This window comes from Paenibacillus sp. Y859 (assembly GCF_056786405.1).
Genome location: NZ_JBXCIZ010000002.1, coordinates 783,427 through 799,085, shown reverse-complemented (window position 1 = coordinate 799,085; position 15,659 = coordinate 783,427). Strand labels below are relative to the sequence as shown.

Here is a 15,659-nt window from a genome sequence, read left to right as displayed (position 1 = left end):
TTTTCATAGACATGCGATCATCACCTTACAAAAGGAAACAGTTGCTTTTGATTTTCTGGCCACAACATATTATCGAGATCAATCAACTTGGATCCTGTCTCCACTCGCTCAGGAACATGGATCCCTTCAATGCCTTCAACAGCATGCTTCACTGCTAAATATCCATTACTATAAGGGTTCTGAATGACCGTTGCCTGAACAACACCCTCTTGTAACATCTCAATGACCTCAGGTGGGCTGTCAAATGTAATGATCTTCACTCTACCACCAGCACCTAGCTTCTGTACTTCTTTCGACACACCGATCCCTGCTATTTCATTCAGTGCGATGATTCCTCTGAGGTCTGGATATTGATTAATCATTTCATTCGTTAATCGTGCCGCTAACTGTATGTCTGAACCACAATATACGATATCTATTACCTTAACGTCAGGGAACCGTGCCATGTAATCCAACATCCCCGACGCTCTTTCATCCGCATTCCGAGCTCCCTCTACGAAGCTAACTAAACCAACCTGACCTTTACCACCAATCAATTGAATCAATCTTTCTGCCGCTCTTTGTCCTGCTTCATAATTATTGGTTCCTACAAAGGTCTTCACTCGAGCCGAAGCTACTTCTGTATCCATGGAAATGACCGGAATTTTGTGATAAGCTGCGCGATCCGTTACCTGTGCCAGCTTCATATAATCACTTGCTGATAGAATAATAGCATCTGCTTTGTTCTTAATCGCGTCATCGACTAACATAATTTGCCCCTCGATATCATTCTCGCTATCTGGACCAAGGAATGTTAATTCTACGTTGTATTCTTTCGCGGCAACTTCCGCTCCCATCTTAACCGTATTCCAAAAAGAACCACTATTCATCTTCACAATCATGCTCACCTTACGTACGCTATCTGTCATTCGTAAACTTGAAGGAGTATTCGAACAAGAAACCAATCCCAGTGAAAGAGAAACCAATAATAACAATATTCTTCTTATAGTTATATTCATAACATTCCCTCTTCTTCCACAGGATCTAGTTCCTTTATCATCATAGGAAGGGTAATAGTAACCGTAGTTCCTTCCTCCACTTCGCTCACAAATGTCAGTCCATACGCTTTGCCGTAGTACAATTGGATGCGTTCATGAACATTCTTCACACCCACGCCTGATCCTCCTGAACTCTTCACACCACCTGTCAACAGTTGTCCCATCACTTGAGGTGTCATTCCAAGACCGTTATCCGTCACCGAAATAATAACTCTCTCCCCTTCAACTCTGACTGAGATCCGAATAGAGCCTTCATCTGGCATAAGCTCAATCCCATGATAGATGGCATTCTCGACAATCGGTTGAATGATAAGTTTCAGCGTTATACAAGTTAATGCCTCATCCTGAATATCCATCTCGTAATTAAATTTACTCTTATATCTTATCTTTTGGATAATCAGATAATGACGGACATGCTCTAATTCTTCCTCTAACGTGATCATATTCCTTCCTTCACTAAGACTAATACGGAATAATTTAGACAGTGAAGTGATCGCAGTAACGACATCTTCGTTCTTCCCCCGCTCTACAAGCCGGATAACGGAATTCAACGTATTATAGAGAAAATGTGGATTAATCTGCGCTTGAAGTACATCTAGTTCACTTTTCCGCTTCGCTTCCTGTTCATATATAATCTGACTCATAAGTTGACGAATTCGATGTAGCATAAGGTTAAACCTCTTGGATAATTGCTCTACTTCATAAGCACCCTTCACATCAATAGGTGTGCTAAAATCACCTTGCCCTACCTGCTTAACCACTTTCTCTAACCGGCGAATAGGCTGTGATATCTTGGCAGACACAAAAATAGAAATCAATAGTACGACAACCATAACGATCGTTAGAAACCATCCAACGAAATGATTAAGATCCCTCTTCGTTGTTACAATCTCATCTGGATAGGCCACACCAACGATTTTCCAACCAATCGGGTCCACTGTTCTAACCGTAATATATCTTTCTTCTTCTGTAGATGTGTCCATATAACTTCCGAAGGCGTACTTAAATACAGGCTCAATATTTTCATATTTAAGTCCTGCATAAATTAATTGCTGCTGTGGATGATAAATGATATTTCCTAGAGCATCGATAATATAGGCATAACCTTTTTTACCAAGACTTACTTTGCTGCTAAGCTCATCAATCGTCCGAAAATTAACATCCACCAACAGAATACCCTGCTTCAATTCTCCCTTTTCCCTATACTGGATCATTCGACTTAATGAAACTACCCATTTATATTGCCCTTTGTATAAGTTCTGAATATGAGGTTGAGAGAAGGAGACGGATTCCGGTTGCTTAAGTGCAGTCTGAAACCAACTTTGTTTCATTAATTGTGTATTTCGGCGCATGTTCGCATCGGGTACGTCCAATACCATGTCACCTACCGGTGTAAACAGAGCGACAGAGACTAAGTCCTCACGGGTCCGAAGAAGTGTCGTCAGTTGTTCCTGCAATAATGAATCCGAGATGTTACCTGTCTGACCAATTTGCTGTTCCACCACTTCATATATATCCTGCATACCTTTGACATATAGCTCCAAGTGGGAGTTCACCTGTTCTATAATTTGTTGAATGTTTAGATAAGCGTTGTCTTCTGCAGATTTAGCGAACTTGTTGTAGAGTAATAGGCTAACTAGGAGCACCACGATAACCGTAATCATCGAGAAAGATATCGTAATAATGACTTGAATACTTCTTAGATTGAACGAGAGTGGGACTTTAAGTTTTTTTGAAAGTTTAGATTGTCGTGAATCTTTCAATTTAATGCTCACTCGTCGTTGCTCCTCCCGCATTATTTCGATATTCTTTTGGAGATATTCCGAATTGCTTACGGAAACAAAAACTGAAATAATTAGGATCGATAAATCCAACCTTCTCCGCGATTTCAAAAGATTTCAAATCACTTGAACGTAGATAATCTTTAGCAGATTCCATCCGAAGTTGCATCACATAGTTCACAAAGGTCATCTTCATTTCTTTCTTGAAAATACTACTGAAATACCCGGTACTTATATGTAAATATGTACACACTTTATTAATAGAAATGTCATTCTCGTGATAATGGATCGCTATGTATGATTTAGCGTCCTCTACCAATTGATTATAACTAGATTGACGGCCCTTCGAAATGTGGTTCATGAGTTTCACACAAATACCAGTAATCCACAGCTTTACTTCATTCAAGTTATTAAACTTCGTGATCTCAACAAAATACTCATTCGTACCGAATATCTCATCGAGCTCCATCCGAAATTCTTTAGCTATCTTCATAATAGATGTTATGATTTCTAATACATATACCTGACAATCCTTTACAGTAAGTTGACTCATCTCTTCTCCTGCAAATAGATTCTCCACCGTAGCTCCTACTTCCTGCGCTGTTCCTAGTTTAATGGCGCGAATTAACATTTGTTGCTTCAATTCATCATAGTGAAGAGGCTCATTCTTGAATCGATCCGTTCTCGATTCCACATCATCAATCCAAATCACTCGATTATTGCCCAAAAGTAAACGATAATCCAATGCTTGCAATGCATCATTATAGGAATGGTTTACACCCCCAAGAATGTTTGTCATGGTTCCCGCACCTATCGTCACGGTTAGCTTTAAATATTTCTCTACATTTTGTCTAACTTCTTCTAATATTTCTAGCATCCTTTGGATCATCTTCTCGGAATCGTCATCATGATTCATCATTAATAGAACGACATCATCATGATGAAGAAACACTTCACCTATCTGGTGCTTCAGACATATTTCATTGGCAATATTCAGCACTGCAAACAATTGTAATTGTCGATCATTCGTATGTTTTAAAGATTGTGAAGTTGTGACATTCATATGCGATGATTCATTCTGTTGCAGCTCTGCATAGAAATAATCTACTCTCACAATAGAGACCATATATAAAGAAGCAGTTAATTTAAGCTCATAACTGACCATCTTTTCGTTTATTTCTGTGATAGGTATACGTCTTGACACAAGAGAGGAGAGAAACTTGCCTCGCATAATAGGAAGGCTTTCTCGGTAATACTGGAGCAAATGATCTAAGTTGTCCTGTTCAGCTAGTTCGTCGTCCAGTTTATTCTTCACTTTCAACAATACATCAACCAGTTCTTTAGAAGAAAAAGGCTTAAGAACATATTCGTCGATCTGCATCTTTATCGCTTTCTGAGCATATTCGAATTCATCGAATCCAGTTAAAATAATGATCTTCGTATGCGGATAATGGTTTCGAATCCATTCGGCAAGCTCTAGTCCATTCATAAAAGGCATATGAATATCCGTTACGACAACGTCCGGATGATATCTCTCAATTAGCTCTGTCGCTTCTCGACCATTCTCCGCCTTATCTACTACATCGAAACCATGCTCTTTCCATGCTATTTCATCAAGTAATCCTTCTCTTACATCTTCTTCATCATCTACTAAAATAAGCTTATACATTTACTCATTCCTCACCTCAATTTTGTAAGCGATTGCATAATCCGATTTAGCTGCATCGCCGATTATGAAATTGATTCATGTGAAACTTATGCTTTCTTATATTTTAAAAAAATGGTGCCCCTAAAGCCTTAGTAAATGACTCGGGACACCCTGTATGTTATTGCCGCACTATAATGTTTTGCTGAAAAGGTAGCCCATATTGGTGAATCCGATATGTTTATAAAACGCTCTTGCAGGAGCACGCTCTACGCGGTTACCACTTTTAAGAAATAGAAGATGGCTTCCTTGACCTTTGCTCCATTCTTCTGCACTATGAATCAATCTCTTCCCAATGCCCTGACCTTGATAACCTTTAGCGACAACAATAGAGGTAATCTGAGTTGTAGCTTCAGTACTAGAATGAGTCAGAATATTTCGTAAACTGATCTCCCCTACTACTTCGTTATCCACTTCAGCAATGAGTGTACAATGTACAGGACTAGATTCCATCTCCTGCATCCGTTCTCGCATGACACTTAATGTCGTTGGATAGTTCAATTCTCGCATTAATGCATTTAGACTCTCCAAGTCATTCCATTGGAACTTACGGATACACAATACAGGGGTAGACAAACTACCTATCATGGTCAAATTCCTCCACTTTCAATAGACTCGCAGCATGCTTCGCTGTGTCTCGTGCATTCTCAACATTATCAGCAGTACTCAAAGTAACAGCCATTCTTCTTCCAGGCTTCGCCTCACCCTTACCAAATACTCTTACTTGAGTTCGTGGAAGTAAGAGAGCTTCACCGACTCCATTAATGATAAAGTCAGTGCTATTTCCTTGTGCTTTCAATGTAGCTGATGCACCAGGTGAAAGTAATTGTACCTCATCAATCGGCAAGCCAAGGATCGCTCTAACATGTAGAGCAAACTCCGACAAATCCTGTGTCACCATCGTTACCATACCGGTATCATGTGGACGAGGCGATACTTCACTGAATACAACTCCTTCGGATGTTAAGAACAACTCAACTCCAAAGACACCATATCCACCCAATTCATCCGTAATCGCTTTGGCAATTGCTTGAGATTGTTCAATTTGAGTGTCACTCATCTGATGCGGTTGCCAAGACTCCACATAATCGCCATCCTTCTGAATATGGCCAATCGGTGGGCAGAACAGCGTTCCAGATACAGATCGAACAGTAAGTAGCGTAATTTCACTCTCAAATTGAACAAAAGACTCAATGATTACACGGGTAGTCTTAGCTCGTCCATCTTCAACAGCAATAGTCCAACACGCGTTCACTTCATCCATACTCCGACAAACACTTTGGCCTTTGCCAGATGAACTCATAATTGGCTTCACCACACAAGGTGTTCCTAGTTCAGCTACCGCAATTTTCAATTCATCCAGATTGTCTGCGAATCGATAAGCTGCGGTTGGCAATCCTAGAGTCTCGGATGCTAGGCGGCGAATCCCTTCGCGATCCATCGTGAGTGAAGTAGCACGCGCGGTAGGAACGATATGATATCCTTCCATTTCTAATTCCATCAATGCAGTTGTTGCGATTGCTTCAATTTCTGGAACAATAAGATCGGGTTGTTCTTGCCTTATTATTCTTTTTAGTGCTTCTTCATCGAGCATATCGATCACATGAGACCTGTGTGCTACCTGCATAGCAGGAGCATCTTTATAGCGATCCACGGCAATGGTCTCAATACCCAATCTCTGGGCTTCAAGTACCACTTCTTTTCCTAATTCTCCACTGCCCAGCAGCAATATTTTTCTGGAATATGCAGAAAAAGGAGCACCCCACACCACTTGCCATCCCCCCTATAGATCTATTATCTCTATTTTCAGGGTTTAGCACGCAGAATGCAAGAGCGCTCCACAAATTTTCAGCAAATTCAATCTTTTTCCTACATAATCTTGTTACATTTTCACGAAATCCATGTCGGTTTTTCAAGGAAGTGGTATCATTGTGTAATTTTAGTACGTGTTCAAAAAGTCAAATTTTCAGCACTAAAGCGTATGCTTACGATGTTGCGTTTCTTCGAAACGCCTCAGAAGATTGAATGAAGATAGCGAGTGAGAAGCGGAGCTACACGTTTTCGTAGAAAACGACTTCGGAAGCATACGCTGGCAGTACCTACGTGAGCACCTGAAATGTTTCCGAAGGAAACATACCTCGAAAGCATATGCTAGGACCGGCTGAATTCAATATTCGATGTCGAATACGCTCCCTGCTAACCTTCGTGATCAAAAGATGACTTTTTGAACTACCACAATTTAGATGAATCTGAATTGGGCTTCAATGAGACCGTTATAGATCCCATCTTGTCGTATCAACTCAGCGTGGCTTCCCTCTTCCTTGATTTCCCCATGATCCAATACAACAATTTTATCCGCATGTCGTATCGTCGAAAGTCTATGGGCAACAATAAATGAAGTCCGACCTTGGAGTAGTACTTTCAAGGCTTCTTGAATTTTGAGTTCTGTTTCCGTGTCAATACTTGCCGTAGCTTCATCTAACACTAGAATACGCGGATTAGCTAGTAGCGCTCTTGCAAAGGACAGTAGTTGACGCTGACCCATAGACAATACATTTCCGCGTTCTTCTACTTCGGTGTCATATCCCTGTGGTAAGGCCGAAATGAAGTCATGAGCATTCACCGATTTAGCTACCGTTTCAATCTCCTCATCCTTCGCATCTAAACGCCCAAAACGAATATTATCTCGAATCGTTCCAGAGAAGATGAACGTATCTTGCAACACAATACCGATCTGACTTCGTAGGCTTTCAACCTTTACATCTCGAATATCATTTCCATCAATAGTGATCTTGCCATCCGTGATGTCGTAGAAGCGACTCAGGAGATTGACAATCGTACTTTTACCCGAGCCTGTATGACCAACTAATGCAATCGTCTGACCCGCCTCAACGTTTAGGTCAATTCCTTTCAGAGCTTGACGACCTTTCTCATACTCAAAGACAATCTTCTCAAATGTAATATCCCCTTTAATTTCAGGTAGAGTTATTGCATTAGGTTGATCATCGATACTAGGTTTCTCATCCATGAATTCGAATATTCGCTCTGATGACGCCATCGCAACTAACAATTGATTATACATCTGACCCAGACGGTTAATTGGATCCCAGAAGTTACCTACATAACTAGAGAAAGCTACTAATAGACCAATCGTTAGTTCACCTTGTTGAATCAAGTAGGCACCGAACGAGAAGAGTATCAATGTACCGAAGCCACCTGTAATTTCTATAAGTGGACCGAATCCTTGGTTCATGGTCGTAGCTCTATCCCATGACTTCTTAGCATCTTTATTCATGACATCGAAGAATTCCATATTTTCTTTCTCTTGCGTATAAGCTTGAGTGACACGAATCCCTTGGATCGATTCATTCAAATGTGAGTTGATTCGTGAACCTTTCATACGAACTTCCTGCCAAGCTCCACGAATCTTCACCCGCAACTTCGTAGAAATAAAGAACATAATCGGTACTGTAATAATAACCGCAAGTCCAAGCTTTACATTGATTATCAATAGAATCACAACAATTCCTATCAACTGAACAAAGTCAATCATTAAGTTAACGACACCGTTAGTGAAGAGTTCCTGCAATGAGTTCACATCATTGGTAACCCTGACTAGAATCGAACCCGCTGGTCTTTTATCAAAGAAATTGAATGAAAGCTTTTGAATATGCTTGAATAAATCTGCTCGTAAATCAAATATGACTCTCTGTCCAATAATATTCATGTACTTAATGCGATAGGTCGATGCTATCCATTGCACAGCATATAGTACTAATATAACAACAGCAATCGTATAGAGCATCTTCAGATTAGGACTAGCATTAGCAGGCGCAATCGCCTTGTCAATCGCCATACTCGTTAGGTAAGGAACTGTTAATTTAGTGATCGTTCCCAGAATCATCATCAATCCGATCAGAGGGAGTAATTGTTTAGCATAAGGTCGCATATAAGCAAACAATCGTCGGAATTGTCCCCAGTCAAATGCTTTATCAATAATATCATCATCTTGGTAGACAAACCTCGCGCCACCTTTTTGAGCTTTATTAGATTCCTTGCTAGACTTTTGATTCTGCCTTTCAGCTTTTATGCCCGTGTTCATGATTTCACCTGCTCTTCTGCTTCCCCAGTTACCCGGGAGATATAGTCAGCGTACTGAATTTGGTACACATCTCGATATGGACCTGGCACAGTAATTAGATGTTCGTGTTTGCCTCTTTGTACGACCTTCCCTTCGTCCAGTACTAGTATTTCATCTGCATGACGTAGAGAAGATATTCGATGGGCAATAATAAATGTTGTACGTCCTTTCATCACTTCTTGGAATCCTGACTGGATCTCATGTTCTGTCTCCATGTCAACGGCACTGGTCGCATCATCAAGAATAAGAATTTTGGGATTCTTTAGTAAAGCACGAGCTATGGCGATCCGTTGTTTCTGTCCACCAGAGAGTCCCATTCCACGTTCTCCAACGACCGTATTATATCCATCAGGCATCTCCATAATAAATTCATGCGCTTTCGCTAATTCTGCAGCACGAATGATTTCTTCCATAGTTACATCCTTCAACCCATATGAAATATTATTCTGGATGCTGGAAGAGAACAGGAATGTCTCCTGGAATACCGATGCAATCTGGCTACGAAGACTATGAACGGTAATATCACGTATATCCACTCCGTCAAGTTTGATCGTACCTTCATTCACATTATAAGCGTGCATTAGTAATTGAATAATCGTTGACTTACCCGAACCCGTCCCACCTAGAAATCCAATAACAGAGCCCGCTGGTGCATCGAAGGTTACGTCCTTAATCGCAGCTATCTTATTTCCATAGGCAAAAGTAACATCATCAAATGTAATATGTCCCTTAACTTCTTCCACCTTAAGCTCCACCGCATCTTCACGATCTTTAACGTCAATGGGGTGATTAAGTAGTTCTAAGACGCGTTCACCTGAAGCTTCGGATTGGGTATAGTTATTAATTAGGAATCCAATATTCCACATTGGACCGATTATGTACCAGATCAGACTGAAGAAGGCTACCAATTCTCCTAATGAGAGTGTTCCATTGATGACAAAGGTTCCTCCTACTGTAAGGAGCAGAACAACCGTGATCGAAGCCAAGAATTCCATGAATGGAAAGAAGCGACTCCATAATGTTGACGTAAAGATCTGGTTCGTCTTATAGCGTTCATTACGGATGGAGAACTTCTCAACTTCATGAGGTTCACGTGCAAAAGATTTAACCGTTCTAACTCCTGTAACATTCTCCTGTACAGCAGTCGTTAGCGTACTTAATGCTAAGCGCATTTCCCGAAATGCAGGATGAATCTTACCTTCAAATCTCAGAGCTACGATAATTAAGAATGGAACACTCATCATCGTGACCAAGGTCAATTGCCAGTGAATGGAGAACATCATAATTGCGCCGAATAAGACCATTAGTATGGTGTTCATCATTTGTGCTAAACCAAACCCAACAAAATTTCGAATCGCTTCGAGGTCACCTGTTAAACGTGACATTAAATCGCCTGTTTTAGCAGTGTCATAATAGCGAAAAGATAAAAATTGAAGTTTCTCGTAACATGCATTACGCAAACGGTATGCCAAATGATTACCTAATCTACCACCAAGGGTACCGCTTACAAATTGCATCATTGCTTTTACAATGACGACAAGAATGACAGTGATAGCAAGCATAGGCACTTTGTCATACTGCCCAGGCATAATAGCATCATCAATCAGGCTTTTAAGCAACATCGGAGTAACCAATCCTAGCGCAGTAGCAATTGCTAAACTTAGGATCGATAAGTACAGAAACTTCCGTTTGTCCCAAAAGAAGCTCTGTAATTGCCTGAGTACGTTCATGTTTCTCCTCCTTATGGATGCATAAGATCCATATCATTTATTTATATATTTGTGAACATTAATGAAGTTTACCACCGTCCTTGCAAGGCGGCAAAGTGCATAAGTCATCATAATCAGCCTAGTTACGCAACCAACTGCCAATTGAATCATACAATCAAGAGCTAGTTATCAATTGTTCTTGTTTCCTCCATATCCCTTGGTTAATTGACCAAAAGAAAAGAAAGCCTGTAAAAGCGCTTCCCCAATCCGCCTTATCCCCTCTCTTTCAGAAGATTTTCTATTCTAAAACTTGCTCATATATAGTTAATTCATTCGCTAATTCATGCCATTGTTCTATTGAATCTGTTAATTGTAGTGTTTGTTCAAGCGCAGTGTATCCTTCTGCTAATTGCTCTTCTAGAATAGCTGCTTGACGATGAAGTCCCTTTTGAAATTCCGTTACATAGAAGTCAGATAACTGCTGTTGCTGTAGGATGACCGCTTCTGCTACAGCCTCTTTTAACTTTGGTTCAACGGCAAGCCGTAACTTCTCACGACCTTTTCCTTCGAAGAATAACTTTGGTGTTTTAAAAGAAGACCACATACTCCCCCAATCCATAGATTGATGAAATTGACTACCTTGCAAATCAGGTACTGTCCAATCTCGATTCTCTCTCATGGGTATTAATAACATGCCCTCATCCAAGTCATGGATCTGATTTGTAAACCGAATCGCTCCTTCTTCCAAGATTGATTTGGCCTTTAGTTCAAGTCGCAATGTCGTAGCCCATATTTCTTGATCGATTTCCCTTAATAAGGACTGTTCTAGCTCTCGCCCGCAATCCGTGTATATCTCTTTCAAAGAACCCATGCCTTCACGGAGCACTGTAGGATGAAAAGATTCTTGAAAGAATGATCCCAATCGATAATATATCCGTTGGCACACGTGGAATAACAGCTCTTTCGTCTCTTGTTCGATCACCCTATGGACACCTTCCAACTTCGTGAACTGACTCAACATAGCGTTAGCCTTCGTAACCTTATTTGAAAGTTCAAGTCGCTGTCCATCTCTAGTCGCCTCATCTTGTCGGGATATCCGATCCCATTCTTCCGCACGCATTCGGGCCGATGTAATCTCTTGTCTTGCAGCTAGTATAGATAATCCTGGTAACTCTTTCCCGGCAAAATCATCTAGTGATGTCTCAAATGCCGTAAACCCTGAAGCTAATAACGATGACTTATCGCCCTCACGCTTAGCCTCCAACGCTTTCATGCTCGATAGAGCATAAATATGAGGTGAACCAATGCCATTACTCCGAAGGTTGGATTGCACATGGTCTATCACTTGCTCAAGCTCATCGTTTGATGCAGCAAGATCTGATGCATTGATAATGAAAAACATTTTATCCAGTGCAAAGCTATCTTTCACCCTCCCTAATTGAGAGAGAAATTGTCGATCCCCTTTGGAAAAGGCATGATTATAATACGTTACGAACACGATCGCATCTGCATACTTCATATATTGAAAAGTCACACCTGTATGACGTGCGTGCAGTGAGTCAGCCCCTGGTGTATCCACAAGAATAATGCCCTGTTCTGTTAGGTCACAACTGTAAAATAAATCGATGCGCTCAACAAAACAAGATTTACTCTCATCTGCTACAAAGGAGCGATACTGTGGAAAATCAACGATTTGCTCCGTACCCAAAAGTTCCTCGGCTTCCATCCACCCAGCACTAGCGGCCTTCAGGAAGCCGAAATGAGGTAACCCCGCAGGATGTATACCTTCTGAACTTAAGTTATTGACCGCCTTAGACCATTCCCTAGGGTCAGGCACGCCTAAATGGAGCGTCGCGAAAGATATTCTCAAATCCTCCATAAATGTCTCGTGCGACTTCATCGTCACCTGTGCGGTTCCGTGTAAATAATCACCTTGCGGCGCAAGAATACGATTGATCGCCGCGGTCGTCGGATGCGGCGATACAGGCAGTACATCTTCGCCAAGCAAAGCATTGGCGAAGGAGGACTTGCCCGCGCTGAAAGCTCCGAACAGCGCTAGTGTGAACGTGCCGCCTTCTAGCGCAGCGGCGCGTTCACGGATTCCCCGCGCGGCGGATGCCATCGCGGGGTACAGCCCTAGCAGTGCGGACGCGGCATGCAATTGCGCCGCCGCATCTGCTAAGCGCTGGCGGCGACCTCCGGGAGCTATGCCGCGCGGGTGAGCCCCGCCTCCGCTATGCGGCGGGGCAAGTGCTCTTGCGGGCGCAGCGCGAAGCGCGCCCGCCTCCTTGGCCGCCACCGCAGGTGCGGGCGGCCGTAAGGGCGCCACCACCGGCAGGAGGCCGGGGGTGATGCCCTGGCGCGGCGGCAGCAGCTCCGCTAGAGCTGCCGCGCGCGCGGTTTCCTCCCGCAGCAACGCTGCATAGCGGGAGCCGGCGGCCGACTGTTGCTGCAGGTCGGCCATTCGTTGACTTAGCTGCTGCAGCTCGCGTGCAGCAGCCTCATCGAGCAGCACTAATAGCTGCTCCGCGAATTCCATCATGCTACGACGATACAAGCCCTTAATATGTTCGGCTATGCTACGACAATAGTTCAGAACATACTCACCAGATAGAACAGCATCACTTTGAAGTGTGTGTAGAATAACACTCTCATCTATAGACGGAATGAATAACTCCATCTTCTTCTGCCATTCTTCACTCCACAGCTCCTGCTCGTCACCCCATTCAATCAACATCTGACGGACATGCCATTCCACTTGTGAAGCTACTTGTTCCTGCAACTTATGAAGAAACTGACTTTGCCTTTGTTCTTGCTCTGCCTTTGTCTTATTGCCCGATAACCATAGACCCTTCTTAAATCCAGGCCTACGACTCTCCAAGAATAGCTGTGCTAGATCTCTAATTTCTGCTGGCATCAGGTTTGAATTATCCAGTAACTTATGTAACTCGATACGAAGCACTTCTCTCTCTTCCTGTGGACCCCCTTCAATCTGCCCTCGCTCAAGCTCCAAAGACTTCATACCTGCTTCAATCCGATCCAGAACTTCCTCCCCACCTAACTCTTCAAGAAGACGCTCCTTCTCATCTGCTAAAGACTCTTTAAATTGTTCTAAATGATCCTCAGCAACATGGTGAACCGAACAAGATATACTATATTCAAGCAATGCTTCCTTCTGCTCAATTAAATCTGTAATTAAAGATTTCAACCGATCATGCTGATTATAAGGATGATCCATTTCCTTCAAGGAATTATAAATAACCCCTTCATAGCTAACCTGCCAACGTTGAAATGCTGTAACCACTTCCTCATGATATGCCGCAAAAGATAACTCCTGCTCTTTATGCTTATCAATCTGATTAACAATCAAATATAGCGGCTTCCCCCAATCGGATAAGCTCTTCGCGAACATCAAATTATTCTCAGATTGAACATGATTGTAATCCATTACATATAGTACAACATCAGCCAAGTGAAGCGCTGAATGAGTCGCTTTCTTATGTCCATCATCTGTAGAATCGACCCCTGGAGTATCCATCAGAACACCATCTGAACCGAGAAAAGGAATCCTCTCCCATACTTCGATAGATGAATACTCACCACCATTCATGCAATAATTATCAAGTTGTGCTGGCGACACCTCTAACGGCGTAATCTTTTCAATATCGCCTTCCAACTCATTCAGATCAGCGGAGTATATGAGCGCACGTGGTACTCCATTACGAATCGTCACCACATTCGCACTCGTTGGTACAGGACCTGAAGGTAATACCTTCATCCCACACAACGTATTAATTAGACTCGACTTCCCCGCAGAGAAGTGACCACATACAGCAATCGTTAATTCACCAGAATTCTTCTTCTGCAATAAATCATTAATATTATGACAGGATTTCATATCTCCCCAACCAGTCAACTTACTATTAAACGCTTTCAAATCTGTTGCTACGTTCTTCATGTCGCTCTGTGTCACTGCCACCATGAATGAATTCTCTCCCCTTATGAACATACTTTTACCATTTATAGACTTGCTGAATGATATATGACATCATGTCATGTCTAACTCCTGTGATTATTCTCATTGAAATAACTTTATTTTACCATTTCATAAGGTTTAGCGATATCTTTTATCATAACAAAAAAAATAAAACCGAAGAAATTCCTCCGGTTTTATATCTTTTAATGAATATGAACTAACCCTATATCATCGGTCATGCACCTAAGCTAATGCATCCTCAAGCTCAGGGAACAGAATCTCAAACACAGAACCATGTTGAAGAATAGTCACACCGCGTGATCTATCTCTCATAACTACGACTTCTGGCTTCTGAGACATACGCTCATAATAAAACTCTGGCACTTCTCCGGAATGGCTCACAGTAATACCATCCACTTCTTTTTCTTCATTCTCTGCAAATTCGCTGTCCACAACATTCTCGAAAATATCGGAAAATTGTTCAAAATTGTTTGTATACACGGAAATACATTTCATCTAATATCCCATCCTTCTCCAGCTCTAATGTTCACTATCCAATGATCTCTTTATCTTTCCTTTTTTGGGTCAATTTCATACGTTTTTTACCTTCACGACATACATCAAGCAGCGGACAAACCTGGCACTGTGGATTTTGAGCTTTGCAGTGATAACGTCCAAAAAAGATAAGTCGATGATGAGTATCTGTCCATTCATCTCGAGGAACTTTTTTCATCAGTTTCTTTTCCACTTCAAGTACGGAGTCATCCCATCCTGCTAATCCTAGACGTTTAGACACCCGTTCCACATGCGTATCCACTGCTATAGCTGGAATTCCAAATGCATTCGATACGACCACATTAGCAGTCTTACGTCCCACTCCTGGAAGCAACACTAATTGATCATAAGTTCTAGGAACATCACCATCAAATTGCTCTATCACCATTCTGCATAAATTCTGAATATGCTTGGCCTTATTACGATAAAGTCCGATTCTTCGAATATCTTGCTCCAATTCTTCAAGCGGAACATCGATATAATCTTGGGGTGATGTATACTTCTGAAAGAGGTCCTTAGTAACCTTATTTACTGTCTCATCTGTACACTGCGCAGACAAGAGCACAGCAATCGTTAATTCAAACGCGTTGCTATGGATCAATTCACAATGCGCCTCAGGAAACATCTCAGCCATTGTGTCCAATATATGACGTACTTTTGCAGCTACCATGATGAATACCTCCTGACAAGAAGAAAAACGTCTTAATACAGGAAGTACATCCCGTATCAAGACGGTGTATTTCATGACCTAACCG

General features: G+C 41.8%; 10 protein-coding genes. All 10 read right to left on the bottom strand.

What is annotated here, in order from left to right; genetic code table 11:
- Window positions 1–20 precede the first annotated feature (20 nt).
- A complete protein-coding gene (locus tag AC1TO8_RS08795) occupies window positions 21–998 on the bottom strand; it encodes a substrate-binding domain-containing protein (protein ID WP_482055183.1) in 978 nt (325 codons plus the stop codon).
- Window positions 995–2,701, bottom strand: a complete 1,707-nt coding sequence (locus AC1TO8_RS08790) for a sensor histidine kinase (protein WP_482055277.1) — start codon at window positions 2,699–2,701, stop codon at window positions 995–997. Before AC1TO8_RS08790 ends, AC1TO8_RS08795 begins: the two co-directional genes overlap by 4 nt.
- Window positions 2,702–2,801: 100 nt before the next feature.
- Window positions 2,802–4,487 carry a response regulator gene (locus tag AC1TO8_RS08785; RefSeq protein ID WP_482055182.1) on the bottom strand — a complete coding sequence of 562 codons (1,686 nt, stop codon included), beginning with the start codon at window positions 4,485–4,487 and terminating at the stop codon, window positions 2,802–2,804.
- 168 nt (window positions 4,488–4,655) lie between these two features.
- Entirely contained in the window at window positions 4,656–5,111 is a 456-nt protein-coding gene (locus AC1TO8_RS08780; RefSeq protein WP_482055181.1) for an N-acetyltransferase family protein, read from the bottom strand.
- Window positions 5,101–6,291: a formate-dependent phosphoribosylglycinamide formyltransferase gene (purT, locus tag AC1TO8_RS08775; RefSeq protein WP_482055276.1), complete on the bottom strand. Its 1,191-nt coding sequence runs from the start codon at window positions 6,289–6,291 to the stop codon at window positions 5,101–5,103. The genes AC1TO8_RS08780 and purT overlap by 11 nt, the downstream gene beginning before the upstream one ends.
- A gap of 471 nt (window positions 6,292–6,762) precedes the next feature.
- Window positions 6,763–8,625, bottom strand: coding sequence for an ABC transporter ATP-binding protein (locus AC1TO8_RS08770; RefSeq protein ID WP_482055180.1), 1,863 nt, complete (start codon window positions 8,623–8,625; stop codon window positions 6,763–6,765).
- Complete coding sequence (locus tag AC1TO8_RS08765) at window positions 8,622–10,394, bottom strand: ABC transporter ATP-binding protein (RefSeq protein ID WP_482055179.1); 1,773 nt, start codon at window positions 10,392–10,394, stop codon at window positions 8,622–8,624. Before AC1TO8_RS08765 ends, AC1TO8_RS08770 begins: the two co-directional genes overlap by 4 nt.
- Window positions 10,395–10,671: 277 nt before the next feature.
- Window positions 10,672–14,355 (bottom strand): dynamin family protein, encoded by a 3,684-nt coding sequence (locus tag AC1TO8_RS08760; RefSeq protein WP_482055178.1) that lies wholly within the window; start codon window positions 14,353–14,355, stop codon window positions 10,672–10,674.
- Between the two features lie 237 nt (window positions 14,356–14,592).
- Complete coding sequence (locus AC1TO8_RS08755) at window positions 14,593–14,865, bottom strand: NAD/NADP transhydrogenase alpha subunit (RefSeq protein WP_482055177.1); 273 nt, start codon at window positions 14,863–14,865, stop codon at window positions 14,593–14,595.
- A gap of 34 nt (window positions 14,866–14,899) precedes the next feature.
- Entirely contained in the window at window positions 14,900–15,574 is a 675-nt protein-coding gene (gene nth, locus AC1TO8_RS08750; RefSeq protein ID WP_482055176.1) for an endonuclease III, read from the bottom strand.
- Window positions 15,575–15,659: the final 85 nt, after the last annotated feature.